Here is a 25,765-nt window from a genome sequence, read left to right on the forward strand (position 1 = left end):
TGGTGGTGGATAGGGAGACCTACAGGTTTCCTCGTCCTGGAGGAGGGGTCATGGCTGAGGCGCAGCGGCGCAGCACTGCCACGTCCAACGGTAAGAAGCAGTTCACGCTGGACCTGCCGATGCTCAGCATTCAGGTTCGCCAGCCTGACGTCCGGCTGCCGCACATTGAGATGCCGCACATTGGGATGCCGCACATGGAGATGCCGGGCCTCAGCAAGCAGGAGCTCGGCCACTATGTGGACGTCGCCCGGACGTTCCTCCCGTCGCCCGACCGCATGGCCTACTACGGGGCGCTCGGCGCGCTCGCGGCTTTCGGCGTGCTCGAGTGGCCCGTGGCAGCCGCCATCGGCGCCGGAACGATCATCGCGCAGCGGCGGCCGGGGGCACCCGCGTTCGGCCGGCCACGCACGACCGCCGGGGCAGCCAAGCCTTCGACGCCGAGCGGGCGGGCCACGACCACCCGGCGCGAGACCGCCGCGGCGGCCAAGCCCACGACCACCACCCGGCGCGAGACCACTGCAGCGGCCAAGCCCACGACCACCGCGGCGGCCAAGCCCACGACCACACGGCGCGGGGCCGCCACGACCACCGCCGGGGCCGGCGGGCGCAAGACCACCACCAGAAAGACCACTTCGACTTCCAGCTCAACCAGCAGGCGAAAGAGCACCTCACCGAGCAGGTGAAGCCGCGACGCCGTAGACGGGAGGCCTCATGGCGTTGTTCGGCCTGCTCAGTGCTGACACGTTGCTCAACATGCTCCCCGAACCGATAAGGAGCATCCTCCCGCGCTCCCGCCGGGTACAGCCGTGCCCCGGCGGGGTTCGAATCGAGTTGCGGAACATCGGCGGGCCGCGGACCGAGCGGCCCGCCCGCGTATTGGAGGAGCGGCTACGTGCGCTCGGAGCCCCGCGCGCCGAGGTGAACGGGGCGCTCGGCTACGTGTTCGTGGCCTGCGACGCCGAGACGACCGACCCGGACAAGTACGTCGCCGTCGTGGAGGAGCTCGACGAGCCCGGCGAAGGCGAGGGCGAGGGGGGTGGTAGACCCACCCCTCCTCGTGCGCTGGACGGCGCGGAGCAGCAGGCCCGCGCCGCGGTCAGCCTCGGCCTGCACCTCACCGGCACCGGGCTGGCCCTGGCCGGCCAGCTGGCTCGCGTCCCGAGGCTGTCCACAGCGGTCCCCAGCTTCCTCGCGCTGGCCGAGAACACCCCGCGGGTCCGCAGGGAGCTGGAGCAGCGGATCGGCAAGCCGGGCGCGGACGCGCTGATGACGATGACCAGGCTCGTCACGTACACGCTGGCCATGCGTCCCACGTCGCTGCTGATCGACTCCATCGCCGCGGCCGGCCGGTTCGCCGCCTCGCGTGCCGGGTCCCGGGCATGGGAGCTGCGGGAGGAGGAGTTCGCCGCCGGGGCGGGGGCGTACCGTCACACCAGGATCGCCGTGGCCCCGCGCCCGGTCCCGCTGCCCCGTGGGCCGGTGGAGCGCTACGCCGACGCGGCCAGCGCGGCGGCACTGGCCGGGCACGGCATCACCACTGTGCTCAGCCGTGACCAGCAGCGTGGCCTGTCCGTGCTGATCGCCGGCATCCCCAAGGCCGCGACCATCGGCAGGGACGCCTTCACCAGCGCCGTCGTCCGCTGCCTCGCCGCGCGTGGCACGATCGTGCTCGACCGCGAGGCCCTCTACCGCATGGACCGCATCGACGCCGTCGTACTCGACGCCGCCATCCTCACCACGGGCGCGTGGACGATCGACGGCGTCGTCCCGCTCGCTCCCGACGTGGACCTGGAGGATCTGCACGCCCGGCTGTACACGCTCCTCGACCTCACCGACCCCTCGGCCCGGCGGGAGCGCGACGGGTGGAGCGCCGAGCCCCGCGCGGAGACGCCCGAGGAGGGAGTCCTGTCAGTCGAAGTGGCGCGGGAGGGGACCCCGATCGCCCTGGTCCGCCTGGCCCGCGAGCTGCATCCTCTCGCCGAGGCCCTGGTCGCGGCCCCTAAGGCGACGTGCGACGTGATCCTGGCCGGAGGGGACTCCGCCCTCGCCCGGCGACTGGGCGTGGACCGGGTCGTCGAGAGCGGGAACCGGCTGGTCTCGTCCATACGGGTGCTGCAGTCCGAAGGGCACGCCGTCGCCGTGGTGTCCCAGCGCGGCCGGCGCGGGTTGCGCCAGGCCGACCTGGGCATCGGCGTGCTCGACGGGGTGCGCAGGGTCCCGTGGGACGCCGACGTGATCGGCGCGCTCGAGGGCGCGTACCTGCTGCTCCAGTGCCTGCCCTCGGCCAGGAAGGCGAGTGTCCGGAGCGTGTGGGTGGCGGCGGCCGGCTCGATCGCCGGGGCGGGGCTGGCGTTCCTCGGTCCGTCCACGGCCGCGGTCGGACGCGCCAACCTGGCGCGTGACTGCACGTCGCTCGGCGCCCTCGTGGCCGGGGAGTGGGCGGGCCGTAGCGTCGGACGGGGTCCCGCACCGGTCCGCGCCGACCACACGCCCTGGCACGCCATGGCGGCCCGCGACGTCCTGGCCCGGCTCCGTACCTCGCCGGAGGGGCTGACCGAGGCCGAGGCCGAGCAGCGCAGGACGGCGCCGGCGGGTCCGGTGGTCACCGGTCCGGAGTCCCTGATCAGCGCGTCCGTCCACGAGCTGGCCAACCCGCTGACCCCGGTGCTGGCCGCCGGGGCGGGCGTGTCGGCCGCGGTTGGCTCGGTGCTCGACAGCGTGCTGATAGGCGGCGTCATGGGGGTGGACGCCCTGCTCGGTGGCGCCCAGCGGCGTAGCGCCGACCGGGCGCTGCACGACCTCACCGAGACCACCGCCGTCCGGGTACGCATACGCCGCCCCACCGGCGCCGTGGCGGCCTACGCCGATTCCCTGGTGCCCGGGGACGTGATCGAGCTGCGGGCCGGCGATGCCGTACCGGCTGACGGGCGGCTCATCCAGGCGCACGGACTCGAGATCGACGAGTCCCCCCTCACCGGCGAGTCCCAGCTCGTCACCAAGACGGACGCGCCGACCGCGGCGCCCGCCGTCGCGGACCGCATCTCGATGGTGTACGAGGGGACGACCGTCGCGGCGGGGCACGGTCTCGCCGTGGTGGTGGCCACGGGAGATGCGACCGAGGCGGGCAGGACCGCCAGGCTGTCCCAGGAACGGCCGCCACCGAGCGGGGTGGAGCTGCGCCTGCGCACGCTGAGCCGCCGGATACTCCCGGCCGCCCTCGGCTCCGGCCTGCTCCTGATGGTCGTCGAGCTGCTCCGCGGCTCGCCGCTGTCGCAGGCGGTCGGCCCCGCGGTGAGCATGATGGTCGCGGCGGTACCCGAAGGGCTGCCTTTCATCGCCACCGTGGCCGAGCTCGCCTCCGCCAAGCGGCTGTCGGCCCACAACACGCTGGTACGCAACCCGTCCACGATCGAGGCGCTCGGCCGGGTGGACGTGCTCTGCTTCGACAAGACGGGCACTCTCACGGAGGGTCACATCAGCCTGCGCTGTGTGTCGAACGGCCGGGTCGACCAGGTGGTGGAGGAGGCCACGCCCGAGCTGAGGGCCATCGTCGGCGCCGCGCTGCGCGCCGGGCCCAGGTTCGAGGGCGGGCGCGCCATCCCGCACCCGACGGACCGCGCGATCGTGGAGGGTGCGGGGAAGCTCGGCGTCACGCCGCGGTACGGGCTGCGCACATGGCAGCGCGTGGACGAGCTGCCCTTCGAACCGGCCCGCGGCTACCACGCCGTGCTCGGCCGGTCCGAGTCGGGACAGTTGCTGAGCGTCAAGGGCGCTCCCGAGATCGTGCTCACCCGCTCCACGAGCATCGCGATCGACGGGGAGCAGGTCCCGCTGGACGATCGGATCAGGCGGCAGCTGGAGCAGGAGGTGGACCGGCTCGCCCTGCGCGGCTACCGCGTGCTCGCCGTCGCCGAACGTCCCGCCTCCAGCCGCGCCGACCTCGACGAGTCCCGCATCGAGAGCCTGTGCTTCCTCGGGTTCATCGGCCTGGCCGACCCGGTGCGCCCGACGGCCAAGCGGAGCGTGGAGGGGCTCATCCGGGCTGGCGTACGCGTCGTCATGCTCACCGGCGACCACCCCAGCACGGCGGAGGCCATCGCCGCGGAGACCGGCGCGCTGAACGGCCTGCGCGTCATGACCGGCCCCGAGCTCGAGGTGCTGGATGACGACACGCTGGCCAAGGCGCTGACGGAGGTGGCGGTGTTCGCCAGGGTCACGCCCGAGCACAAGGCGCGGATCGTCACCTGCCTGCGTAAGGCCGGCAGCGTCGTGGCCGTGACCGGCGACGGCGCCAACGACGTGCCCGCGATCCGGCTGGCCGACGTGGGCGTCGCCATCGGGTCGCACGCCGCCCCCGCCACCAGGGCCGCGGCCGACATCGTCGTGGTCGACGACCGCATCGAGACGATCATCGACGCGATCGTCGAGGGCCGGGCCATGTGGGCCTCCGTCCGCGACGCGCTGGGCATCCTGCTCGGCGGCAACGTCGGAGAGATCGCCTTCACACTGGGATCGAGCCTGCTCACCGGCCGGAGCGCGCTGAACGCCCGCCAGCTCCTGCTGGTCAACATGCTCACCGACATGTTGCCCGCCATGGCGGTGGCCGTCCGGCCGCCCAGCGCCGCCAGCCCCGAGAGGCTGCTCGCCGAGGGACCCGAAGCCTCGCTCGGCGCCGCCCTGACCCGGGACATCTACCTGCGCGCCATCACGACGGCCGTCGCGGCGGGCGCGGCGTGGCTGCTCGCGCGGATGACCGGCACCCGCGGGCGGGCGGACACGGTGGGCCTCATCGGCCTCGTGTCGGCCCAGCTGATGCAGACCCTGGCGCTGGGCGGGCGGGACCGTATGGTGGTGCTCGCCGCGGTGTCGTCCCTGGCCGCGCTGGGGGTAATCGTCTCGGTGCCCGGGCTCAGCCAGCTCTTCGGCTGCCGTCCGGTCGGGCCGATCGGCTGGGGCATCGGGCTGGGGTGCGCCGTGGTCGCGGCCGTACTGGCGGCGATGATCGAACGGCCGAGTCCGGAGTAGTCATAGGTTGTTCACCGAATAGACACCTCAAATGTGACCGTATGGACACCTTCCTACCCAAATATGACATTAAGTGCAGTTTCGTCAGTTAGGTAGAGAGTTGTCCGAGTTCCTGGCCTCCCTGCTTGCCAAGGCCGCCATGATGCTTCTTGAGGCGCTGATCACGCGCTTCATCCAGAGTCTTGCCGCGTCGATCATCCAGCCGGCGGGTCTCCGTCTCGTCTGAAGACCCCGCCGACCAGGTTTCTCCCGGCCGTCGGTTCGACGTCATCGGCTGGTGTACGGCGCCTGCTGAGCCGTCGACGCCGATCAGGACGTACGTTTCGTGCTACATGCCGGCCGACGTCAAGAACGGCTCAACCACGTGCGGCGACGCCCGCTGTTCCACCCCGTCGCGGGACGTACGCCCGGCGTGCACCCGATGGGTGTGCCCACGGACACATCTGTGTCGTGACCGGGCCCTGACGCAGGAACCTCCACCGCGGTCGCGTTCGTTGTGCAGGACAGGCGGACCACCGAGTTTCCGGGGAGTTCAGCGTGGAGATCACTGGCATCATTTCCGGCCTCATCATCGGCATCGTGATCGGCGCCCTGGGACGACTGGTCGTCCCAGGGCGGCAGCGCATTCCCATCTGGCTGACGATCGTGATCGGCGTGATCGCGGCGCTGGTCGGCACCGCGATCGCCGCCGCTCTCGGAGTCGCCGACACCCGCGGCGTCGACTGGATCGAGCTCGGCATCCAGATCGCCCTGGCCGCTCTGGGCGTGTCGCTGTCGGTCGGCCTGTACGGCGGCAAGCGGCGGCGCGAGTAGCGGCAGCGTTCCGAACGGCCACGGTCACCTCCCCGTGGCCGTTCGAACAGGTGCCGAGCGCCTGCCGCTGCGAGACTGTGGACATGGACACAGTTGAGGTGAACGGTCTGCGGCTGGCCTACAGCACATGGGGAGCGGCGTCGGCGCCGCCGGTGATCCTTCTGCACTCACTCGGTGAGAGCGGCTCCGCCTGGGACGTCGTGGCGCCCGTGCTGGCCGGGACGCATCGCGTCTACGCGGTGGACCTGCGCGGGCACGGGAGCAGCGACCGGGCCGGCGAGTACTCGTTCGAGCTGATGCGCGACGACGTGCGTGCCGCCCTGGACGCGCTGGGGCTGGCCAAGGTGACGTTGATCGGGCATTCGCTCGGGGCGGTCGTCTCCTGGCTCCTGGCGGGCGAAGATCCCGAGCGCGTGGACCGGCTCGTCCTGGAGGAGCCGCCTCCACCGGTGGCGGCGAACCCGCCGCGAACGTTGCCGGACGACCCCGACCCCGACGCGCCCTTCGACTGGAACGCCGTCGCCGCCATCTACCGCCAGCGCAACGAACCCGATCCCACCTACTGGGACCTGCTCAAGCGCATCACGGCACCCACCTTGGTCATCGCCGGGGGGCGGCAGAGCCAGTTGCCGCAAGATGAGCTCGCCCGGATAGCGGAGCTCGTACCCGACGGGCATATGACGACGATTCCGGTCGGACATCACGTCCACAGGGACCGGCCGGAGGCGTTCATCGCCGCGGTGAGCGCCTTCCTTTCGTGAAACCGGCCGGCCAGCGCGCTAACTGGTCAAACAACGGACGATCGGGTGCAAAACTCACGAGATCATGGCATCCTCTCCCAGATGCGGCCGAACTGGCACGCGCATCCACAATCTGTAAGAGGAGTTTGACATGGACCGGAGAGGGTTTCTCGCGCTGACCGGCGCCACCGGGCTGGCCACCCTGGGATTCGCCGGCACGGCGGAAGCCGCCGGCGGCCATTTCTTCAACCGCCGCATTCCGGACGAGGCACACAAGAAGATGGGCAAGCTGGCGGCCTCCGGCATCACCTCGTTCTCGTTCACGCCGTCCAACGGCTGGGTCATCGTGACGCAGAACGGCGGCTACTTCGCGCGCAACATCCCCGACGAGTGCTTCGCCAAGCTGAAGCAGATGATCGCGGACGGCAACAGGATCCACTGTGTCGCCTTCGCCCCTGGAGGCGGCTGGGTGATCACCGGCGACCGTACGCTGTTCGCCCGCAACATCCCTGAGGAGTGCTACCAGCGGATCCTCTCGTACTACAAGGCGGGCCAGCAGGTCGTGCACGTCGCCTTCCCTCCGGCGGGCGGCAATCGCTGGGTCGTGGTCGGTACGAAGGGCTTCTTTGCCCGCAACATCGACGAGGCGTGCTATCAGAAGATGCGCGAGCTGTCGCGCGGCGGGCACCGTGTGACCCGGGTCGCCTTCCCCTACACCGGCGGCTGGGCCGTCGTCGCCGGGAACGCCTTCTACACCCGCGGCATCGACAACGAGTGCTACCAGACGATGCGCAAGTTCGCTGCGAAGCGCTTGCCGATCCACAACGTGGCCTTCTCCCCCGTCAACAACGGCTGGTCACTGATCTCGCGCGGCTGACCGGGGCTCCCCCAGGTGGGCCCGGCTCCTTGGGGAGCCGGGCCGCCGCCTGCCGACACACGACGCGGGCGGCGATGGTGATTCAGTCCGTGCTGGTTCCGTTGCAGACTGTGATGATGGGGGTTCGGGTACGGGTCGAAGGCGTGGTCCAGGGGGTGGGGTTCCGGCCCTTCGTGCACGGGCTGGCGACGCAGCTGGGCCTGGCGGGCCAGGTCGGCAACGACGCCCACGGCGTCTTCGTCGAGCTGGAGGGCGGCCGCGACCAGATCGGCGAGTTCCTCGTACGGCTGGAATGCGACGCGCCCCCGCTGGCCTCGATCGAACGGGTCACCGTCACCTCGACCCCCCGTGTGACGCGGGCAGGCGGCCGGTTCCGCATCGTCGAGAGCGACCCGTCGGGAACGTCCCGCACGCTGGTGTCGCCCGACATCGCGACCTGCGCCGACTGCCTGGCCGAGCTGGCCGATCCCGCTGACCGGCGCTACCGCTACCCCTTCGTCAACTGCGTCAACTGCGGGCCGCGACTGACGATCGTGCGGGCGGTGCCGTACGACAGGCCGCTGACGACGATGGCCGGGTTCGAGATGTGCGGCGACTGCCGCGCCGAGTACCACGATCCGGCCGATCGCCGCTTTCACGCCCAGCCCATCTGCTGCCCCGCCTGCGGCCCCACGCTCAGCCTGATGGGCGCGGCAGGCGACCCGCTGACCGGGGCCGCCGACGTGCTGCGGGCGGGCGGGGTGCTGGCGGTGAAGGGCATCGGCGGGTACCACCTCGCGGTGCTCGCCTCCGACGAGAGCGCCGCCGCCGAGCTGCGGCGGCGCAAACGGCGCGCGGACAAGCCGTTCGCCGTCATGGTCGCCGACCTGGACGAGGCCGGACGGCTGTGCGAGGTGGACACAGTGGCGGCGGCGCTCTTGACCGATCGCGCGCGTCCCATCGTGCTGCTGCCGCGCCGCCCGGAGGCGGCGGTGGCCGGCGCGGTCGCACCGGGCGAGCGCTGCCTCGGGCTGATGCTGCCGTACACGCCGCTGCACCACCTGCTGCTCGCCGCCGTGAGCGCGCCGATCGTGCTGACGAGCGGCAACGGCTCGGACGAGCCCATCGCGTACGACGACCACGACGCCCTGGACCGGCTCGGCGGCATCGCGGACGCGTTCCTCACGCATGACCGGCCCATCCACCTCCGTGCCGACGACTCGGTGGTGCGCCCCTTCAGGGGGCAGGGGATGATCCTGCGGAGATCGCGCGGGCACGCCCCTCGCCCTTTCACGCTGCCGTACGAGGCGTCCCGGCACATCCTCGGCTGCGGCGCGGAGCTGAAGAGCACGTTCTGCCTGGGGAAGGGGCGTCATGCGTTCGTCTCCCCGCACATCGGTGACCTGGAGAACTACGAGACGCTCCGGTCCTACGCCGAAGGGATCGAGCACTTCGCCGCGCTCTTCGGCGTGCGCCCGGAGGTGGTCGCGTACGACCCGCATCCGGAGTACCTGTCCACCAAGCACGCCCTGGACCTGCCCGACGTCGAGCTGACCGCCGTACAGCACCACCACGCGCACATCGCCTCCTGCCTGGCCGACAACGGTGAGCACGGGCGGGTGATCGGGGTCGCGTTCGACGGGCTCGGGTACGGGCTCGACGGGACCCTGTGGGGTGGCGAGTTCCTCCTGGCCGACCTGGTGTCGTTCGAGCGGGCCGGGCACCTGGCGCCCGTGCCGATGCCGGGTGGCAGCTTGGCGATCCGGCAGCCATGGCGCATGGCCGCCGCGTACCTGGACGGCGACGGCGAGGCGCTGGACGTGGCCCGGCGCCATGAGCGGTGGTGGGCGAGCGTGACCTCGATGATGCCCGGCGCAGTGCTCACCTCCAGTGCGGGGCGGCTGTTCGACGCCGTGGCGGCGCTGCTCGGCGTGCGGGACACGATCACCTACGAGGGTCAGGCCGCGATCGAGCTGGAGCGGCTCGCCGATCCGGCCGAGCGGGGCGCCTACCCGGCGGGCGTGTCCGATGACCTCGTCGTGGCAGGCGCGGATCTGGTGCGGGCCGCCGCGGCGGACCTGGTCGCGAGGGTCGAGCCGGCCGTCATCTCCGCCCGCTTCCACAACGGCGTGAGCGAGGTCATCGTGCGCTGCTGCCGCGCGCTGCGCGACGCCACGGGGCTGGCGACGGTGGCGCTGTCCGGCGGCGTCTTCCAGAACATGCTCCTGCTCAGGCGCACGGTGGAACGGCTGGGTGGCGCGGGGTTCCGGGTGCTCACCCACACCGGAGTGCCGGCCAACGACGGCGGCATCAGCCTCGGCCAGGTGGCCGTGGCCGCCGGCCGCGACCGGCTCAGCGCGTACGGGGATCAGCCCTGAGGCCGGCTCCGCGCGTACGGGGCCCCAGGACCGGCTCCAGCCGTGACGGCGATCAGTCCTCGGCGGGTTTCTCCTGATGCGGCCAGGGCGAGGCGCCGACCACGACCCCGTACAGGAGATGGTCGGCCAGTAGCGCGAGCCGTTCCACGGTGGTGCGGGGATGGCGGGGCAGGCCGAGCGCGGGCGCGATGGCCGCCTCGAAGGCGGCCCAGAACGCCGCCCCGTAGATCGGCCCGACCCATGGGCGGCCGCGCACCCTGGAAGGCAGCAGTCCGAACAGCACTCCTCCGAACGCGCCGTACCCCCAGTGCGTCAGCTCGACGATGGCCGGCCGCTGCTCACGGGGCACCTGTCGGACGAGCCTGGGGACGGTGCGTTCGAGCACGGACTCGGGCGGCACCTTCGCCACCAGTCCGATCGACGTCGTGAACTGCCGGAGCCCGGACATCGCCATGGCGCCGATCATTCCCCGCGCGCCGGCGCGCGGCAGAGACCGCCGAGGCCGGACGGCTACGCGTTCCCGCAGGTCCTCGTATGGGCCGGTACGGGGTGGCAGGGTCTGGGTCATGGTTTACAACCCTCCTCAACACGGTATGTCCGCTACGTAGAGTCGCAGGTCGGATACCAAATGTATGGGGACCTAAACCTCTACAGGGCCAATAAGGGGGCTTGGGCCATGACAACCACGCAAATGCCGACTGCCCTGGAAGAGGTGCACATCCTGTGGACCTCGGAGGGCATGAGCTGCGACGGTGACACCGTCTCGGTCACCGCCGCCACACTGCCGAGTCTCGAGGACGTCCTCCTCGGGCTCGTGCCGGGACTGCCCAAGGTGCATCTGCACAACAAGGTGCTGGCCGCCGAGGTGGGCGACGCCTTCATGGCCCCATTCCACCAGGCACACAGGGACGAGCTGGGGCCGTTCATCTTCGTCGTCGAGGGTTCCATCCCGAACGAGAGGATCAACGGCGACGGCTACTGGACGTCGATGGGCAACGATCCGGCCACCGGCGAGCCCATCACGGTCAACGAGTGGATCGACCGGCTCGCCCCCAAGGCGTGGGCGGTCGTCGCGATCGGCACCTGCGCGACGTACGGCGGCATCCACGCGATGGCCGGCAACCCGACCGGCTGCATGGGGCTGGCCGACTATCTGGGCCGCGACTTCCGCTCGGCCGGCGGCCTGCCCATCGTCAACGTGCCCGGCTGCCCCGTCCAGCCGGACAACTTCATGGAGACGCTGACCTGGCTGCTGTACCAGGCCGCCGGCATGGCGCCGACGATCCCGCTGGACGACATGCTCCGCCCCACCTGGCTGTTCGGCAAGACCGTGCACGAGGGCTGCGACCGGGCGGGCTACTACGAGCAGGGCGACTTCGCCGGTGACTACAACTCCCCCAAGTGCCTGGTGCGCGTCGGCTGCTGGGGCCCGGTGGTCAACTGCAACGTCACCAAGCGGGGCTGGATGGACGGCGTCGGCGGCTGCCCCAACGTGGGCGGCATCTGCATCGCGTGCACGATGCCCGGCTTCCCCGACAAGTTCATGCCGTTCATGGACGAACCCCCCGGCGCGGCGGTGTCGGTGGCCCTCAGCAGCTCGTACGGCCGGCTGATCCGCCGTCTTCGCGCGATCACCAACAAGGCGGCGAACAAAGAGCCCAAGTGGCGCCACAACCGCCGCAAGTTGACAAGCGGGTTCGACCCGCGCTGGGGAAACGGTTAAGAGGGAGAGCGGCGAGGTGGCAATCCGTACGGAGCCGGCCAAGAAGCGCGCGGGCGAGGCCCGCGAGCTGGTGGAGATGTCCTGGGACCCGATCACCAGGATCATCGGGAACCTGGGCATCTACACGAAGATCGATTTCAAGAATCGCGAAGTCGTCGAGTGCAAGAGCACCTCGTCGCTGTTTCGCGGCTACAGCGTGTTCATGAGGGGCAAGGACCCGCGTGACGCGCACTTCATCACGAGCCGCATCTGCGGCATCTGCGGCGACAACCACGCGGTGTGCTCGATCTACGCCCAGAACATGGCCTACGGGATCAAGCCTCCACCGCTGGCGGACTGGATCATCAACCTGGGCGAAGCGGCCGAGTACATGTTCGACCACACGCTCTTCCAGGACAACCTGGTCTTCGTCGACTACTGCGAGCAGATGGTCAAGGAGACCAACCCGAGCCTGCTGCGCCGGGCCGAGACGACCCAGGCGCCCAATTCCGGCATCCACGGCTACCGGACGATCGCCGACATCATGCGCGCGTTCAACCCGTTCAGCGGCGACCTCTACCGGGAGGCGCTGCAGGTGAGCAGGATCACCAGGGAGATGTGCTGCCTGATGGAGGGCAGGCACGTGCACCCGTCCACGCTCTACCCGGGCGGCGTGGGCACGGTGGCGACGCCCCAGGTGTTCACCGACTACATGGCGCGGCTGCTGAAGATCCTGGACTTCGTGAAGAAGGCCGTCCCGATGAACGACGACATCTTCGACTTCTTCTACGAGGCGCTGCCCGGCTACGAGGAGGTCGGCCGCAGGCGGGTGATGCTCGGCTGCTGGGGTGCCTTCCAGGACCCGGCGGTGGTCGACTACGACTACCGCAACATGAACGGCTGGGGCCGCCGGATGTTCGTCACGCCGGGCATCGTCCTGGACGGCGAGCTGCTGACCACGAACCTGGTGGACATCAACCTCGGCATGAGGATCCTGCTGGGCAGCTCGTACTATGACGACTGGCAGTCCGAGGAGACGTTCGTCACCCGCGACCCGCTCGGCAACCCGGTGGACCAGCGCCACCCGTGGAACCAGACGACCCTGCCCAAGCCGCAGAAGCGCGACCTGGAAAGCGGAAACTACAGCTGGGTGATGAGCCCCCGCTGGTACGACGCGCGCACCGGCGACCATCTGGCGCTCGACACCGGCGGCGGCCCGCTGGCCCGGCTGTGGTCCACGGCGCTCGCCCGCCTCGTCGACACCGGCACGGTCCGTTCCACCGGTGAGAGCGTGGAGATCAACCTGCCCAAGAGCACGTCCATGCCGGAGATGCGGCTGGAGTGGAAGATCCCGCGCTGGGCAAACACCATCGAGCGCAACCGCGCCCGCGCCTACTTCATCGCGTACGCGGCGGCGATGGCGGTGTACTTCCTCGAGCAGGCGATGTCCGAGGTCAGGGCCGGGCGCACGCAGGTGTTCACCGACTTCGACGTGCCGGACGAGGCGATCGGCGTCGGCTTCCACGAGGCGGTGCGCGGGGTGCTCTCGCACCACATGGTGATCCGCGACGGCAAGATCGCCAACTACCATCCGTACCCGCCGACGCCGTGGAACGCGAGCCCGCGTGACAGGTACGGCACGCCGGGCCCGTACGAGGACGCGGTGCAGGGCATGCCGATCTTCGAGGAGAACGGCGCCGACTCGTTCAAGGGCATCGACATCATGCGTACCGTGCGCAGCTTCGACCCGTGCCTGCCCTGCGGGGTGCACATGTACCTGGGCGACGGCAAGGTGCTCAAGCAGGTGCACTCGCCCACGTTCGGCGCGAGCTTCTCCGGCTAGGGGACGGCGGATGAACGAGCGCATCGACAGGATCGAGTCCCTGCTCGAGCAGGCCGACCCGGCCACGACCGAGCTCGTCGGCGAGCTGCTCGCCCTGTACGGCGAGGGCCTGGCACGGGTCATGGCCCTTGTGGGCGAGGAGGAGGCGGCGCACCTGGCCGCGGACGAGCTGGTCTCGCCGCTGCTCCTGCTGCACGACCTGCACCCGCTGGACACGCGGGCCCGGGTGGAGACGGCGCTCGCCGGCAGCGCGGCCGACGTCCTCGCCGTCGAGGAGGACCTGGTACGCCTGCGCCTGCGTGCGGGCGCCTGCCGCTCGTCCACGGCAGCCATGCGGCAGGCGGTGCAGGACGCGGCCCCGGAGATCGAACGGGTCGAGATCGAGTTCGTGGACACGGCCCTGATCCCGGTCGAGAGCCTGGCCGTCCGGCGGGCACGGGCGACATGACCGGCCTGCTGCGCCGGCTCGCCTCGCGGCCACGTGAGCGGCCACATCAGGCACAGGACTGCGAGCTGTGCGCCGAGCCGCTGCCCGCCACCCACCGCCACCTGCTCGAACTGCCGGCACGCGAGCTGCGCTGCGCGTGCCGCGCCTGCCAGGTGCTGTTCGACCACGCGGCGGCCGGCGGCGGGCACTACCGGCTGGTGCCGGAGCGCCGCCGCCGGCTGAGCGGCCTCAGCCTGGACGAGGAGACCTGGGCCGGCCTGCGGACGCCGGTACGCACGGTGTTCGTGATCCACGACTCGGGCACCGGGCTCCCGACGCAGTACTACCCGAGCCCGGCCGGGGCGGTGCAGGCGCCCGTCGACCAGCCCGCCTGGGAGCGCCTGCGGCGTGACAACCCGGTGCTCCAGCAGCTGGAGCCCGACGTCGAGGCCCTGCTCGCCGACCGCGACCGCGGCGCCTGGATCGTGCCGGTGGACGACTGTTACGCGCTCGTCGGCGCGATCCGTACCCGGTGGCGAGGGCTGACGGGCGGCCAGGACGTACGCGAGCACATCAACCGATTCTTCACCGACCTCAGTGACAGGAGCACGGCGTGAGAAAGAAGACGACGATCAAGACAGGCCGGGCGGACGTCCGCCCCGACACCCCCGCCCACGTCAAGGGCGTGCACGAGGGCAACGAGAGCGGCAACTACGACAAGCAGGACGGGCACCTGCCCGACGGCCGCTCCACGGCCAGGCGCTCGACCGGCATCAACCCCGGCATGCACGAGCCGATCGACCCCGACATGCCGAACCTGTCGCCCGCCTGACCTCGATCACGATGCCATCGACATCACCGGCGCTGCGGATCGAGGTGCGCGGCGCCGAAGCGGCGGAGCCCGCTGTCGCGCCCGCGCTGCGCTTCCTGCTCCACCTGGACGCGGACGCTCCGATCCGCGCGCTCACGCTGGCCACGCAGGTCCGCATCGACGCCACCGGCCGCGGCTACGACGAGCACGCGCGGGAGCGGCTCGCGGAGCTGTTCGGCCGGCCCGAGAGCTGGGCGCGCAACCTCTCCAGCCTGCTGTGGACGCAGACGGTCACCCACGTTCCCGCCTTCGCCGGGAGCACCACCACGCAGATCAGCGTCCCCTGCACTTATGACTTCGACGTGGCCGCGGCCAAATACCTGCACGGCCTGCCCGACGGCGAGGTGCCGCTGCGGTTCCTGTTCACCGGCACCGTCTTCTATCTCGACGAGGAACGCCTGCAGGCCGCCCACCTGCCGTGGGACACCGAGGCGGACTTCCGCATGCCGGTGGAGGTGTGGAGGGAGCTCATGGACCGCCACTTCCCGCGCACCGCCTGGATCCGGCTGGAGCGCGACACGTTCGACCGCCTGTACGCGCACCGGGTGCGGCACACCCTGCTCGGCTGGGACGACGCGGTGCGGTCGCTGTTGGAGACGAGCGGAGGCTGACCTCGCATGGACCATGTCAGGCAGATCGCGCAGGCCGTGCTGTACGAGGGCTACCTGCTGTGGCCGTACCGGGAGTCGGCGCTGAAGAACCGGCATCGCTGGACGATCGGCGGCATCCACCCCGAGGGATACGGCAGCCCGTGGCTGATGCGTACCGAGTGCCTGCTCGAAGCCGAGCCCGGCGACACCGTGGACGTGTGCGTGCGCTTCCTGCACGTCGTGACCCGCGACCCGCCCGGCCAGGAGGCGCAGGAGCGCGAGGTGAACGTGCCGGACCTCGTCCTGGACGAGCTGCTGTCCGGCCCCGTCATCACGAAGATCGACATTCCTGGCGGGCTGCGGCGCGGCTCCGGAGTGGGGCGCGGCTGGGAGGCGCTGTGCGGCCGGATCGAGGTGAGCGCGCGGCTGCTGCGGCCGGGCCTGTTCCAGATCACGGCCGAGGTGGTCAACACGACGCCCTGGCACGGAGGCACCCGCGACGAGGCCATGCGGCGCACGCTGGTCTCCGCGCACACCGTGCTGCACGCGCCGGACGCCCGGTTCGTCTCGCTCATGGACCCGCCCGAGGAGCTGCGGGCGTACGCGGCGGGCTGCGACAACGTCGGCGCCTGGCCGGTGCTCGTCGGGCAGGACACCGTCCTGTCCTCACCGATCATCCTGTACGACAACCCGAAGATCGCGCCGGAGAGCCCCGGCGACCTGTTCGACGCGACCGAGATCGACCAGCTTCTCACGCTCAGCGTGCTCGCCCTCAGCGACGAGGAGCGGAACGAGATCCGTGACGGGGACCCGCGCGCCCGCGAGATCCTCGACCGCTGCGAAGCCCTCACACCCGAGGAGCTGATGCGGCTGCACGGCATCATGCACAGGACGGAGCCATGAACGAATTCTGGGAGCAGATGGAGGGCCGCGGCCCTGACGAGGTGGTCGTCGCGGGCGTGCCGGTCGGGCCGGGAAGCCGGGTCCGCTTGCGGCCCCGGAGCCAGGCTGACGTCTTCGACCTCGTGCTCGACGGCCGCGAGGCGGTGGTGGAGAGCGTGGAGCAGGACGACGAGGGCGCCTTCCACGTCGCGGTCACGCTCGACGACGATCCCGGGCGCGACCTGGGCGAGGCCAGGCTGCCCGGCCACCGGTTCTTCTACTCCGTCGAGGAGATCGAGCCCCTCGGCAGCCCGACCCGCGTCCTGGTCGCCGGGATCGGGAACGTGTTCCTGGGAGACGACGGGTTCGGGGTCGAGGTGGTCCGCCGCCTGGCCGAGGAGCCGCCCATCCCGGGCGTGGACGTCGTCGACTTCGGCATCCGCGGCATGGACCTGGCCTACGCCCTGCAACGGGACTACGCGGGCGTGGTCTTCGTGGACGCGGCGGCGCGCGGCCAGGTCCCTGGCACGCTCACCGTCCTCGAGCCCGAGCTGCCGGACGAGAGCGACACGCTGGTGGAGACGCACGGCATGGACCCGGTCAGGGTCCTGCGGCTGGCCCGCCAGCTCGGCAGGCTCCCCACGCTGGTGCGGGTCGTCTGCTGCGAGCCGACGGCGGTCGAGGAGGCGCCGTTCGAGCTGAGCGAGCCGGTGCGGGCGATGGTCGGCGAGGCGGCGAGCCTTGTGAAGTCCCTGGTTATGGAAATGATTGCGGAAAGCACCGTTCCGGGCTCCCGCGATCCGGCACCCCGGTGAGGTGATGTGAGATGTGGAAATCGCGCGTGGTGACGCTGCTCGTCCTCTGTGGGCTGGCAGCGCTGATCGTCCACCAATGGCCGGACATCCGGCGGTACATGAAGATGGAACGAATGTAGGTCGGCATGCATGAGATCGGGATGTGCGAGGGCCTCGTCGAGCTGATCCAGCAGCGGGCGGGAGGCAGGCGGGTCACGGCCGCCCGGGTACGCGTCGGCGCCCGGCACGCCGTCGTGGACGACGCCTTCGACCAGGCGTTCACGATGGCCGCGGCCGGCACGGCGGTGCAGGACGCCGCGTTGGAGCTCGTCGTCACGCCGATGACGGTGCGCTGCGAGACCTGCGGCAGCCTCTCCGAATCGGTGGACACGCTGGCCGTCTGCCCGGTCTGCGGCGGTGACGACGTCGACATCAGCGGCGGCGACGAGCTGGTCCTCGAGTCCGTCACCTTCGGCGAGGAGGTGCCCGGTGTGTCTCGGCATCCCCGGTGAGCTCGTCGAACGCCTCCCCGAGCACGAGGACCTGGCCGTGGTGGAGGTCAGCGGCGTGCGCAGGCGTATCAACATCGGCCTGCTCGCCGACGAGCCGCTCGTACCGGGCGACTGGGTGCTCGTTCACGTCGGGTTCGCGCTGTCCAAGATCTCCGAGAAGGAGGCGCAGGCCGTGCTCGACTACCTGGAGGGGCTCGGGCAACCGTACGCGGACGAGCTCGACGCGCTGCGTGCCTCGGACATCGGGTGAGGGGACCTCTGATGCGGTTCGTCGATGAGTACCGCGACGCGGACCGGGCGCGGGCACTCGCCGCGCAGATCGCCGCGCGCTGCCGGCCGGGCCGCCGGTACACGTTCATGGAGGTGTGCGGCGGTCACACGCACACCATCTACAAGCACGGCCTGGAAGACCACCTGCCGCCCGAGGTGAACCTCGTGCACGGTCCGGGCTGCCCGGTCTGCGTGATCCCGATGGGCAGGGTGGACGACGCCATCCACATCGCCCGGCAGCCGGACGTGATCATGACGTCGTTCGGCGACATGATGCGGGTGCCCGGCGGTGCGGGCTCGTTCCTGGACGCCAAGGCGGCGGGTGCCGACATCCGGATGGTGTACTCGCCGCTGGACGCGCTCAAGATCGCGCGGGCCAATCCGGACCGCAGAGTCGTGTTCATGGCCATCGGGTTCGAGACCACCGCGCCCTCCACCGCCATGACCGTGCTGCGGGCCGCGGAGGAGGGCCTGGCCAACTTCTCCGTCTTCTGCAACCACGTCATGATCATTCCGGCGGTCAAGGCCATCCTCGACTCGCCGGACCTGCGACTCGACGGGTTCATCGGTCCCGGCCACGTCTCGGCGGTGATCGGCTGCGAGCCGTACGAGTTCATCGCCCGCGACTACGGCAAGCCGATGGTGGTCGCCGGGTTCGAGCCGCTGGACATCCTCGCTTCCGTGCACATGCTGCTCGGCCAACTCGCCGAGGGCCGCTGCGAGGTGGAGAACCAGTACGCCCGCGTGGTGCCCTGGCACGGCAACCAGATCGCGCTGTCGGCCATCGGCCGGGTGATGCGGCTGCGGCCGCACTTCGAGTGGCGCGGGCTCGGGTTCATCGCGCACTCCGCCCTCGCCATGGCGGACGAGTACGCCTCCTTCGACGCCGAGCGGATCTTCGAGCTGCCCGGCGTGCGCGTGGCCGACCCCAAGTCGTGCCAGTGCGGCGAGGTGCTCAAGGGCGTGCTCAAGCCGTGGGAGTGCAAGGTGTTCGGCACCGCGTGCACCCCGGAGACGCCGATCGGCACCTGCATGGTGTCCTCGGAAGGCGCCTGTGCCGCGTACTACAACTTCGGGCGTTTCAGCCGGGAGCAGATGCGTGCGGCGGCTCACCGGCCGCCGGCGGAGGAGGTGAGCCCGGCATGAGCCGCGAACAGCAGGTGCTCGACCGCATCGAGCGCATACGGCGGCGCAAGCCCGTCATCAGGGAAGAGCGCATCACGCTCGCCCACGGCGCCGGCGGCAAGGCCACGCAGACCCTGATCGAGGCCGTCTTCCTGGAGGCGTTCCGCAACCCGCTGCTCGCGCCCCTGGACGACGGCGCGCTCCTGCGGCTCGGGGACGACCAGATAGCCTTCACCACCGACTCCTACGTGGTGTCGCCGCTGTTCTTCCCCGGCGGCGACATCGGCGACCTGGCCGTCAACGGCACCGTGAACGACCTGGCCATGTGCGGGGCCCGCCCGGTCCACCTGTCGGCGGGCTTCATCCTGGAGGAGGGTTTCCCCGTCGCCGACCTGCGGCGCATCACCGACTCGATGGCCGCGGCCGCGGCGGTGGCCGAGGTGACGATCGTCACCGGCGACACCAAGGTCGTGCAGCGCGGCAAGGCCGACGGCTGCTACATCACCACCGCCGGAGTCGGGCTCGTCGAGCAGCCCGTCACGCTGTCGGCCACGCGGGCGCGGCCGGGGGACGCCGTCATCGTGTCGGGCCCGATCGGCGAGCACGGCGCCGCGATCATGCTGGCCAGGGACGACTTCGGCATCGAGGCGCCGATCACCTCCGACACGGCTCCCCTGCACGGGATCGTCGCCGAGCTGCTGAAGGTGCTGCCGCAGCACCTCAGGGCGCTGAGGGACGCCACCCGGGGAGGGGTGGCCACGGTGCTCAACGAGGTGGCCCGCGCGTCGGAGGTGGCCGTCGTGCTGCAGGAGGAGCAGGTCCCGGTACGTCCCGAGGTCACCGGCGTGTGCGAGCTCCTCGGCCTCGACCCGCTCTACGTGGCCTGCGAGGGCCGCTTCGTGATGGTGGTCGACGGCGAGCACGCCGGCGAGGCACTCGAGACGCTGCGCTCCCACCCGCTGGGCTCCGACGCCGCGATCATCGGCACCGTCGCCGCCGCACCTGCCGGGCTGGTCCTGCTCCGCACCGCCTTCGGCGGCACCAGGGTGGTCGACGTGCTCGTGGGCGACCCGCTACCCCGCATCTGCTGAGACGCCACCTCGCATGTGCTGAGACGCTACGCCGCATGTGCTGAGACCAGCCCGGCCAGCACGTGGTAGAGCGTCGCCTGCGCCTCCTGGATGCGGTGCACCGACGACGACGGGATGACGAACAGGTGCTCGGCCATCCGCTCCTCGGCCATGCGCCCGCCACCGGAGCCGGCGAAGCCGATCGTCACCATCCCCTGGCTCCCGGCCCGGGCCAGCCCGCTCAGCACGTTCGCCGAGCCGCCGCTGGTGGACAGCGCGCAGGCGATGTCGCCTTCGCCGCCGAGCGCGGCGAGCTGGCGCGCGAACACCACGTCGAAGCCGATGTCATTGCCCAGCGCCGTGACGAGCGCCGAGTCGCAGGCCAGTGACACCGCGGGCAGGCCACGCCCGGTGAACAGTGCCGCGACCGACTGGGCGTCCGTGCTGCTGCCGCCGTTGCCGAACGTGAACAGCCGCCCGCCGCCGCGGAATGCGGCGGCCATCGCCGCCGCGCACGCCCGCAGCGGCTCCTCCAGCTCGTCGAGCACTCGCCTCCGCAGCTCCAGGCTCTCGAGAGCCTTCGCGGCGGTGGACATCGCCAGGTCGAGCGGGTCGCGCCGCAGGAACGGATAGAGCGTCCCGGTCACTGGCCGTCCCTCCCGATCACGGCGATGGCCTCACCCGCGTGTACCAGCACGGTGTCGCCGACCCGCGCGTCCACCAGCGCCACGCTGATCTCCTCGGTTCCCTCGCCGGTGTCGGCCCGGGCCAGCCCCGCGGGCAGCAGGCCGACGACCCGCACCTGTACGGCGACGTCGCCGCACGTCACGCAGGATTCACATTCGTCCTCGGTCATGCGGCGGCCTCCTGGAACACATGGACCAGCTCCCACAGCAGGTGGTACATCGTGATGTGGATCTCCCGCGCGACCAGCGGATCCCCGCTCCGCGCCGGCAGCACGTGATCCGCTTCGGCGTACGCCTCGTTCGCCGTCAGGGTGATGGTCAGCATGCCGAGCTCGCGAGCGGCGGCGAGATCGTCACCGGCGGGCCGGATCCCCAGGGCGATGTCCTGAGGGCGTCCCAGGATCGGCAGCAAGGAGGGCTCGCTGCCCAGGCAGAACGCGGGCAGCGCCCGCTTGCCCACGATCACCGGGTGGGTGAACTCCACCGCCACGTGCGCCGCGTCCGCGGCCGCCTCGGCCCGGCCGAAGGCCAGTAGTCTGCCTCCTCGCCCGAACCGCCCCGACATGTCGCAGGCGGCCTCGATGACGGCGCCGACGTCTTCCACCAGCGCCATACCCGCGGCGTCACGGACCCGATCGAGCACTCTCGACATCCCGTCTTCCTCGGATGCACGACATCTCCCATTCGACCGTGGGCCGACACAGGTGATGGGGATTTCTCCGCCACCGATTCGGCAAGATCCCGGCAAGATTCGCCCGCCCGCGCCCCACCCTGAATGTCGGACCGGACCCGTAGCCTCCCGGGCATGGCCCTCACCGCCCGCGCCGACGTCAACGTCTGCTACCGCCAGATCGTGGTCGGCGATCCTGGCAGCGATCATCCCACCAGTGCCCCCAACGGCCTGACCGCCTCCGCCCCCGGCGCCGCTGTGATCCTGACGGGGATCCACACCGGCGTGGTGGACGTCACCGTGCGCCTGGCCGATCAGCCGCCCCCACTCGACACGGCGGGATGGGACGAGGTGGAGGAGGTGGAGCTCATCACCTTCACCGGCGAGGTGCGCTTATGTGGCCTGATGGCAGACCCTCCGGAAGGCTTTCCGATCCTGACGCCGCAGGGGCCGGGCCGGTACGCCATGCGCGTGCAGGCCCGCGGCCGCGACATCGACCCCACGGCGGTGCCGCGCGTGCCGTTCGAGTTCTACCTGGTGACCGTGTGGCCTTTGGACGTGGGCCCGGAGGCGGAGGCCAGGCTCGGTGTCGGGGTCGCCGAGGAGCTGGGGCTGCCGGACAAATCCTCCGAGATCCGGCGGTGGGCCCGCGAGCACGGGCTACCGCAGTCGGAACGGGGCCGGGTGACGGGCCATGACAGGCGGCCCGCGCTGCCCACCCCGGTGCGCGGCGTGGCACGAGTTGCGGATCACAAGGTGCGGATCGTCAACCCGTTCCAGGACGTCGCCGTGCCGCCGCCGCTGCCGGACGGGCTCGTGGCCGCCGCTCCCGACTCGCTGCTCATCCGCACGGAGAAGCGGATGGGCCTCGTCGACCTGCACGTGACCTGGCGGCCTGCCGCGCCGCAGGCGGCGGTGCGGCGCTGGGAGCAGAACGAGGAGATCGAGTTCGTCACCACGACCGGCGTGATGTGCATCCCCGGCCTGACGAGCGGGGACGGCGCCGAGCCGAACCTGACGTTCCAGGGCGCGGGGCGATACGGCCTGCGGGTGCACGGCCGCAGCCGTGACGGCGACCGGCTGTCCAACCGGCCGAGAGAGTCCTACCTGCTCGTCGTGTGGCCGATCGCGCTCGGCGCCGCGGCCGCCCTGGCACCGTGAGCCGCGGCGGCGGGACTCCGTGAGGCCCCGCCGTCACGTGCGGGCCGGCTACTTCAGGTGGTCGTCCGGTTCGCCCTGGAACTCGCGGACCTCGATCGGGAGTGTGGTCGCGCGGGCGAGCTTGCGGCCCCATTCCAGCGCGGACTCCAGGTCGGGCGCCTTGATGATGGACAGGCCGCCGACGTGCTCCTTGCCCTCGACGTACGGGCCGTCCGTAACCAGCGACTCGCCGTTCCCTGGACGCACCACGGCGGCCGCGCCCGCGTCGTGCAGCCCGCCGGCGAAGACCCAGGCCCCGGCGGCCTTGAGCTCCTCGTCGAAGGCGGCGACCTCCCGCATGATCGGCTCCAGGAGCTCCGGCTGCAGCGGGCCGCCGTCGGGCTGCTGGATGCTGAGCAGGTAGTGCCTCATCTCGCTGAGATCCTCTCTTGACGTTCGGGGATGACGACGCCGGCACCGCGCCGGCGGTCACCAGCTACACGAACGGCTCCCCGCCGAATCGACATCGGTCTCCAGGCCAGCCTGGACAACCACGACGAGAGCGGTCAAGGACGGCGCGCCCTCAGGTGGGGCGGCCGAGGTCGATGCCCGACAGGTCGGCGCGCGAGGAGATGCCCAGCTTCGGGAAAGCCTTGTACAGGTGGAACCCCACCGTCCGCGGACTCAGGAACAGCTGGGCGCCGATCTGCCGGTTCGTGGCGCCCGTGGCGGCGAGCCGTACGACCTGGAGCTCCTGAGGGGTCAGCGCGTCGAGTGGCTTGGCCTGGACGCCGAGCTCCGGCATGTCGGCGCGGGCACCGGTCGCGGCCAGCTCCGTACGGGCCCGTTCGGCCCATGGGGCGGCACCCATCGCGGCGAACCGGCTCATCGCGGCGCGCAGCTGCGCTCCGGCGTCGGAGCGGCGGCGCGCCCGCCGCAGCCATTCGCCGTACAGCAGCTGGGTCCTGGCCTGCTCGAACTCCCGCCCTCCCTGGGCGTGCCACTGGAGCGCCGCGTCGTAGTGCGCCTCGGCCTCGCCACGCGGGGCGAGCAGGGCGCGGCAGCGGTGCGCGACGGCGGCGGCCCACGGCCGGCCGCTGGCCGCCGCCCAGGCGTCGAACCTGGCGAACGCCTCGGACGCCCGGTCCGGTTCGCCCAGCCGGGCGCAGGCCTCGACGTAGTCGGCTATGGCGAAGGTGACGATCACGGTGTGGCCGAGCGGGCCGTCGAGGACCCGCGCCATCCGCTCGGCCACCGCCTCGTACCGGCCTCGTACGAGGTCGAGCAGGGTGAGCGCGCAACCGCCCCACCCGGATCCGTGGCGTTCCTGGGCGGCGCCCTCGGCTTGCCGGGCGAGCCGTACGCACTTCTCGTCCTCGCCCTCGACGGCGGCGAGCCGCGCCAGGATGCCGTGCAGATGCCGCAGCCGCCCCGCCTGCCCGGTGTCGTGCGCGATCTGCCAGGCCTCGGCGCCCGACTCCGCAGCCTCCGCGTGTCTACCGCGTAGGATCTGCGCCTGGGTGAGCAGTTGCAGGGCATGCGGCAGCGCGCCGATCAGGCCCTGCTCCCTGCAGGCGGCCACTCGTGCGGCGGCCAGTTCGCAGGCCGCGTCGTCGTCGCCGGTCATCAACGCGCTGAACACCGCGTACGTACCGACGACCGGGTCCATGGCGTCGCGCGGCGAGACGGCGGCGCGCATGAGCGGCAGGCCCGCGGCCGGGTCGCCGGCGGCCACCCGTTCCATGCCGCGCACCACTCCGGCCACGGGATCGTCGCCGGGCACGACGGATTCCAGCAGGTCCGCGGCCTGCTCCAGCGCGGCGTGGTCACCGGCGAACCAGGCCCCGCCGGCGGCGGTCGCGAGCAGGGACGCGGCGTCGGCCGGCGCGGTGCGGGCGATGCTGGCGGCGGCGTCGATCAGCGCCCCCGGCATCGGGTTGCCGTGCTCGGAGTCGACCGCGGCCCGTACGGCGGCCAGCCGGGCCAGCACCACGGGATCCTCGGTCAGACGCCGGCCCCGATCGGCCGCGGCGCCGGCCCGGGCCAGTTGCCCGGCGCCCAGCGCCGCGTCGGCGGCGGCGGCCAGCCGGCCGGCCCGCCGGTGCTGATCGACGGTCAGCTGCGCCGCCCGCTCGTACGCGGTCGCGGCGGAGGCGTGGCTGCCGCGCAGCCGGGCCCGCTCCCCGGCGGCGGCCAGCACGTCGGACGTCTCCTCGTCGGGCCCGACGGCGGCGGCGGACAGATGCCAGGCCCTGCGGTCGGCGTGCTCGTCGCCGTCGAGCGCATCGGCCAGCGCCCGATGGGCGGCCACACGCCGGGCGAGGGGCGCCTCGTGGTACGCGGCCGTCTTGACCAGGGGATGCCGGAAGCGCAGCCGGCCGTCGGAGACCCGCACCAGATGGCGGCGCTCGGCCGGCTCCAGGTCGGGCAGCCCCGCCCCGAAGCCCTCCGCCGCCCGCAGGACGAGCTCCAAGCTGCCGGCGCCCTCGGTCGCGGCGACCAGGAGCAGGAGTTGCGTGCGTTCGGGAAGCCGCCGGACCGCGGCGCGCAACGACTGCTCGAGCCGTCCGGCCAGGGAGAGCCTGGGCGGTTGCAGCGGCAGCGGAGCCAGCTGCCCCGCGCGCTGCTCAGGGGTGAGGATCGCGGCGAACTCCAGGAGGGCGAGGGGGTTCCCCTCGGCCTCCTCGATCACGCGGTCCCGGACGTCGGGGACCAGGTCGGCGGCCGACTCCGCGAGCAGCGTCTCGCAGTCGGCTCGGCTGAGACCGGCCAGCCTCAGCTCGGGAACGCCGTGGACGGGTAGTTCCGCCCCGTCGTCGCGGGCGGCCAGGATCATGGTGATCCGCTCGGCCTCCAGCCGGCGCGCCGCGAACACCAGCGCGTCCACCGACGCGCGGTCCAGCCACTGCACGTCGTCGACCAGGCACAGCAGGGGGCGCTCCTCGGCGAGGTCGGCGAGAAGGGTCAGCACCGCGAGCCCGACGAGGAAGCGGTCCTGGGCGCCTTCCTGGCTCTCGCCGAACGCGCCGAGCAGCGCCGCCCGCTGCGCCGCCGGAAGGCCGGGGACGAGGTGCCGCGCCGGCCGCAGCAGCAGGTGCAGGGCCGCGAAGGGCAGCTCCGCCTCGGCCTCGACGCCGGTGACCCGCAGCACCAGCAGGTCGTCCCCGGCCGTACGCACGACCTCCGCCAGCAGGGCCGACTTGCCGATCCCGGCTTCGCCGCGCACGAGGACGGCGTTGCCCCCGGACTCGACGATCATCTTCTCGAGGAGGGCGATCTCCGCATTACGCCCGATCATGATGCCCCGACCCTACCTAAGCGGCAGCCGGCGCCCGCGAGCCGCCCGGTCATCGTGACTTATTCACCGGCGG

Annotated in this window: 27 protein-coding genes; 21 read left to right on the forward strand and 6 right to left on the reverse strand. The window is 71.6% G+C overall.

Going from position 1 to position 25,765, the window contains the following annotated elements:
* Positions 1 to 50 precede the first annotated feature (50 nt).
* The 7 genes from ACQPWU_RS54620 to hypF all read left to right on the forward strand — a co-directional run bounded on the left by ACQPWU_RS54620 (position 51) and on the right by hypF (position 9,812).
* Positions 51 to 683, forward strand: a complete 633-nt coding sequence (locus tag ACQPWU_RS54620; RefSeq protein WP_433435002.1) for a hypothetical protein — start codon at positions 51 to 53, stop codon at positions 681 to 683.
* Positions 684 to 711: 28 nt separating this feature from the next.
* Positions 712 to 5,025 carry an HAD-IC family P-type ATPase gene (locus ACQPWU_RS54625; protein ID WP_433435003.1) on the forward strand — a complete coding sequence of 1,438 codons (4,314 nt, stop codon included), beginning with the start codon at positions 712 to 714 and terminating at the stop codon, positions 5,023 to 5,025.
* 100 nt (positions 5,026 to 5,125) lie between these two features.
* Complete coding sequence (locus tag ACQPWU_RS54630; protein WP_433435004.1) at positions 5,126 to 5,251, forward strand: hypothetical protein; 126 nt, start codon at positions 5,126 to 5,128, stop codon at positions 5,249 to 5,251.
* 311 nt (positions 5,252 to 5,562) lie between these two features.
* On the forward strand, positions 5,563 to 5,838 hold the full coding sequence (locus ACQPWU_RS54635) for a GlsB/YeaQ/YmgE family stress response membrane protein (RefSeq protein ID WP_360688182.1): 276 nt from the start codon (positions 5,563 to 5,565) through the stop codon (positions 5,836 to 5,838).
* 83 nt (positions 5,839 to 5,921) lie between these two features.
* On the forward strand, positions 5,922 to 6,599 hold the full coding sequence (locus ACQPWU_RS54640; RefSeq protein ID WP_433435005.1) for an alpha/beta fold hydrolase: 678 nt from the start codon (positions 5,922 to 5,924) through the stop codon (positions 6,597 to 6,599).
* A gap of 130 nt (positions 6,600 to 6,729) precedes the next feature.
* The gene (locus tag ACQPWU_RS54645; protein ID WP_433435006.1) at positions 6,730 to 7,455 is read left to right on the forward strand and encodes a hypothetical protein; all 726 of its coding nucleotides are present in this window, start codon (positions 6,730 to 6,732) and stop codon (positions 7,453 to 7,455) included.
* Between the two features lie 89 nt (positions 7,456 to 7,544).
* A complete protein-coding gene (gene hypF, locus ACQPWU_RS54650; protein ID WP_433435007.1) occupies positions 7,545 to 9,812 on the forward strand; it encodes a carbamoyltransferase HypF in 2,268 nt (755 codons plus the stop codon).
* A 52-nt stretch (positions 9,813 to 9,864) separates the two neighbouring features.
* Here hypF and ACQPWU_RS54655 read toward each other — a convergent pair whose 3' ends face one another.
* Complete coding sequence (locus tag ACQPWU_RS54655; RefSeq protein ID WP_433435008.1) at positions 9,865 to 10,380, reverse strand: hypothetical protein; 516 nt, start codon at positions 10,378 to 10,380, stop codon at positions 9,865 to 9,867.
* A gap of 108 nt (positions 10,381 to 10,488) precedes the next feature.
* Between ACQPWU_RS54655 and ACQPWU_RS54660 the strand changes: the two genes are divergently transcribed.
* From ACQPWU_RS54660 to hypE, 13 genes are read left to right on the forward strand one after another with little or no spacing between them, the layout of a single operon-like run.
* Positions 10,489 to 11,535, forward strand: coding sequence for a hydrogenase expression protein HypE (locus ACQPWU_RS54660; RefSeq protein WP_433435009.1), 1,047 nt, complete (start codon positions 10,489 to 10,491; stop codon positions 11,533 to 11,535).
* 16 nt (positions 11,536 to 11,551) lie between these two features.
* Positions 11,552 to 13,357, forward strand: a complete 1,806-nt coding sequence (locus ACQPWU_RS54665; protein ID WP_433435010.1) for a nickel-dependent hydrogenase large subunit — start codon at positions 11,552 to 11,554, stop codon at positions 13,355 to 13,357.
* Between the two features lie 10 nt (positions 13,358 to 13,367).
* The gene (locus ACQPWU_RS54670; protein ID WP_433435011.1) at positions 13,368 to 13,805 is read left to right on the forward strand and encodes a hypothetical protein; all 438 of its coding nucleotides are present in this window, start codon (positions 13,368 to 13,370) and stop codon (positions 13,803 to 13,805) included.
* Positions 13,802 to 14,401 (forward strand): DUF5947 family protein, encoded by a 600-nt coding sequence (locus ACQPWU_RS54675; RefSeq protein WP_433435012.1) that lies wholly within the window; start codon positions 13,802 to 13,804, stop codon positions 14,399 to 14,401. The genes ACQPWU_RS54670 and ACQPWU_RS54675 overlap by 4 nt, the downstream gene beginning before the upstream one ends.
* Positions 14,398 to 14,616 carry a hypothetical protein gene (locus tag ACQPWU_RS54680; RefSeq protein ID WP_360688155.1) on the forward strand — a complete coding sequence of 73 codons (219 nt, stop codon included), beginning with the start codon at positions 14,398 to 14,400 and terminating at the stop codon, positions 14,614 to 14,616. Before ACQPWU_RS54675 ends, ACQPWU_RS54680 begins: the two co-directional genes overlap by 4 nt.
* A gap of 11 nt (positions 14,617 to 14,627) precedes the next feature.
* Positions 14,628 to 15,266, forward strand: a complete 639-nt coding sequence (locus ACQPWU_RS54685; RefSeq protein WP_433435013.1) for a DUF6084 family protein — start codon at positions 14,628 to 14,630, stop codon at positions 15,264 to 15,266.
* Between the two features lie 6 nt (positions 15,267 to 15,272).
* A complete protein-coding gene (locus ACQPWU_RS54690; RefSeq protein WP_433435014.1) occupies positions 15,273 to 16,148 on the forward strand; it encodes a hypothetical protein in 876 nt (291 codons plus the stop codon).
* On the forward strand, positions 16,145 to 16,942 hold the full coding sequence (locus ACQPWU_RS54695) for a hydrogenase maturation protease (protein ID WP_433435015.1): 798 nt from the start codon (positions 16,145 to 16,147) through the stop codon (positions 16,940 to 16,942). Before ACQPWU_RS54690 ends, ACQPWU_RS54695 begins: the two co-directional genes overlap by 4 nt.
* Positions 16,943 to 16,953: 11 nt before the next feature.
* Complete coding sequence (locus tag ACQPWU_RS54700) at positions 16,954 to 17,061, forward strand: DUF6893 family small protein (protein WP_433435016.1); 108 nt, start codon at positions 16,954 to 16,956, stop codon at positions 17,059 to 17,061.
* A gap of 6 nt (positions 17,062 to 17,067) precedes the next feature.
* Entirely contained in the window at positions 17,068 to 17,433 is a 366-nt protein-coding gene (locus tag ACQPWU_RS54705; protein ID WP_433435017.1) for a hydrogenase maturation nickel metallochaperone HypA, read from the forward strand.
* Positions 17,411 to 17,683, forward strand: a complete 273-nt coding sequence (locus ACQPWU_RS54710; RefSeq protein ID WP_433435018.1) for a HypC/HybG/HupF family hydrogenase formation chaperone — start codon at positions 17,411 to 17,413, stop codon at positions 17,681 to 17,683. Before ACQPWU_RS54705 ends, ACQPWU_RS54710 begins: the two co-directional genes overlap by 23 nt.
* A gap of 11 nt (positions 17,684 to 17,694) precedes the next feature.
* The gene (hypD, locus tag ACQPWU_RS54715) at positions 17,695 to 18,849 is read left to right on the forward strand and encodes a hydrogenase formation protein HypD (RefSeq protein ID WP_433435019.1); all 1,155 of its coding nucleotides are present in this window, start codon (positions 17,695 to 17,697) and stop codon (positions 18,847 to 18,849) included.
* Complete coding sequence (gene hypE / locus ACQPWU_RS54720; protein WP_433435020.1) at positions 18,846 to 19,919, forward strand: hydrogenase expression/formation protein HypE; 1,074 nt, start codon at positions 18,846 to 18,848, stop codon at positions 19,917 to 19,919. Before hypD ends, hypE begins: the two co-directional genes overlap by 4 nt.
* A gap of 26 nt (positions 19,920 to 19,945) precedes the next feature.
* Here the strand turns inward: hypE and ACQPWU_RS54725 are convergent, their stop codons facing one another.
* Genes ACQPWU_RS54725 through ACQPWU_RS54735 form a run of 3 tightly spaced genes read right to left on the reverse strand, consistent with a single transcriptional unit; the run spans position 19,946 to position 21,236 of the window.
* Positions 19,946 to 20,545, reverse strand: a complete 600-nt coding sequence (locus ACQPWU_RS54725; protein WP_433435021.1) for a D-sedoheptulose-7-phosphate isomerase — start codon at positions 20,543 to 20,545, stop codon at positions 19,946 to 19,948.
* Positions 20,542 to 20,754, reverse strand: a complete 213-nt coding sequence (locus ACQPWU_RS54730) for a HypC/HybG/HupF family hydrogenase formation chaperone (RefSeq protein ID WP_433435022.1) — start codon at positions 20,752 to 20,754, stop codon at positions 20,542 to 20,544. Before ACQPWU_RS54730 ends, ACQPWU_RS54725 begins: the two co-directional genes overlap by 4 nt.
* Positions 20,751 to 21,236 (reverse strand): phosphoheptose isomerase, encoded by a 486-nt coding sequence (locus ACQPWU_RS54735; RefSeq protein WP_433435023.1) that lies wholly within the window; start codon positions 21,234 to 21,236, stop codon positions 20,751 to 20,753. The genes ACQPWU_RS54730 and ACQPWU_RS54735 overlap by 4 nt, the downstream gene beginning before the upstream one ends.
* A gap of 153 nt (positions 21,237 to 21,389) precedes the next feature.
* Here ACQPWU_RS54735 and ACQPWU_RS54740 point away from each other — a divergent pair, with 153 nt between their 5' ends.
* Positions 21,390 to 22,415: a hypothetical protein gene (locus ACQPWU_RS54740; RefSeq protein WP_433435024.1), complete on the forward strand. Its 1,026-nt coding sequence runs from the start codon at positions 21,390 to 21,392 to the stop codon at positions 22,413 to 22,415.
* A gap of 48 nt (positions 22,416 to 22,463) precedes the next feature.
* On the opposite strand, the gene ACQPWU_RS54745 is transcribed toward ACQPWU_RS54740, so the two are convergent.
* Complete coding sequence (locus tag ACQPWU_RS54745; protein WP_433435025.1) at positions 22,464 to 22,826, reverse strand: YciI family protein; 363 nt, start codon at positions 22,824 to 22,826, stop codon at positions 22,464 to 22,466.
* A 151-nt stretch (positions 22,827 to 22,977) separates the two neighbouring features.
* Positions 22,978 to 25,692: a helix-turn-helix transcriptional regulator gene (locus ACQPWU_RS54750; protein ID WP_433435026.1), complete on the reverse strand. Its 2,715-nt coding sequence runs from the start codon at positions 25,690 to 25,692 to the stop codon at positions 22,978 to 22,980.
* Positions 25,693 to 25,765: the final 73 nt, after the last annotated feature.

Source organism: Nonomuraea sp. CA-141351 (genome assembly GCF_050944675.1).
Taxonomy (GTDB): Bacteria; Actinomycetota; Actinomycetes; order Streptosporangiales; family Streptosporangiaceae; genus Nonomuraea.

Bases quoted from the DNA above. Each gene is read 5' to 3' on its own strand.
- ACQPWU_RS54620 (WP_433435002.1), top strand. From the start codon at position 51: ATGGCTGAGGCGCAGCGGCGCAGCACTGCCACGTCCAACGGTAAGAAG.
- ACQPWU_RS54625 (WP_433435003.1), top strand. From the start codon at position 712: ATGGCGTTGTTCGGCCTGCTCAGTGCTGACACGTTGCTCAACATGCTC.
- ACQPWU_RS54640 (WP_433435005.1), top strand. From the start codon at position 5,922: ATGGACACAGTTGAGGTGAACGGTCTGCGGCTGGCCTACAGCACATGG.
- ACQPWU_RS54645 (WP_433435006.1), top strand. From the start codon at position 6,730: ATGGACCGGAGAGGGTTTCTCGCGCTGACCGGCGCCACCGGGCTGGCC.
- ACQPWU_RS54655 (WP_433435008.1), bottom strand. From the start codon at position 10,380: ATGACCCAGACCCTGCCACCCCGTACCGGCCCATACGAGGACCTGCGG.
- ACQPWU_RS54660 (WP_433435009.1), top strand. From the start codon at position 10,489: ATGACAACCACGCAAATGCCGACTGCCCTGGAAGAGGTGCACATCCTG.
- ACQPWU_RS54670 (WP_433435011.1), top strand. From the start codon at position 13,368: ATGAACGAGCGCATCGACAGGATCGAGTCCCTGCTCGAGCAGGCCGAC.
- ACQPWU_RS54675 (WP_433435012.1), top strand. From the start codon at position 13,802: ATGACCGGCCTGCTGCGCCGGCTCGCCTCGCGGCCACGTGAGCGGCCA.
- ACQPWU_RS54685 (WP_433435013.1), top strand. From the start codon at position 14,628: ATGCCATCGACATCACCGGCGCTGCGGATCGAGGTGCGCGGCGCCGAA.
- ACQPWU_RS54690 (WP_433435014.1), top strand. From the start codon at position 15,273: ATGGACCATGTCAGGCAGATCGCGCAGGCCGTGCTGTACGAGGGCTAC.
- ACQPWU_RS54695 (WP_433435015.1), top strand. From the start codon at position 16,145: ATGAACGAATTCTGGGAGCAGATGGAGGGCCGCGGCCCTGACGAGGTG.
- ACQPWU_RS54700 (WP_433435016.1), top strand. From the start codon at position 16,954: ATGTGGAAATCGCGCGTGGTGACGCTGCTCGTCCTCTGTGGGCTGGCA.
- ACQPWU_RS54705 (WP_433435017.1), top strand. From the start codon at position 17,068: ATGCATGAGATCGGGATGTGCGAGGGCCTCGTCGAGCTGATCCAGCAG.
- hypD (WP_433435019.1), top strand. From the start codon at position 17,695: ATGCGGTTCGTCGATGAGTACCGCGACGCGGACCGGGCGCGGGCACTC.
- hypE (WP_433435020.1), top strand. From the start codon at position 18,846: ATGAGCCGCGAACAGCAGGTGCTCGACCGCATCGAGCGCATACGGCGG.
- ACQPWU_RS54730 (WP_433435022.1), bottom strand. From the start codon at position 20,754: ATGACCGAGGACGAATGTGAATCCTGCGTGACGTGCGGCGACGTCGCC.
- ACQPWU_RS54735 (WP_433435023.1), bottom strand. From the start codon at position 21,236: ATGTCGAGAGTGCTCGATCGGGTCCGTGACGCCGCGGGTATGGCGCTG.
- ACQPWU_RS54740 (WP_433435024.1), top strand. From the start codon at position 21,390: ATGGCCCTCACCGCCCGCGCCGACGTCAACGTCTGCTACCGCCAGATC.
- ACQPWU_RS54745 (WP_433435025.1), bottom strand. From the start codon at position 22,826: ATGAGGCACTACCTGCTCAGCATCCAGCAGCCCGACGGCGGCCCGCTG.
- ACQPWU_RS54750 (WP_433435026.1), bottom strand. From the start codon at position 25,692: ATGATCGGGCGTAATGCGGAGATCGCCCTCCTCGAGAAGATGATCGTC.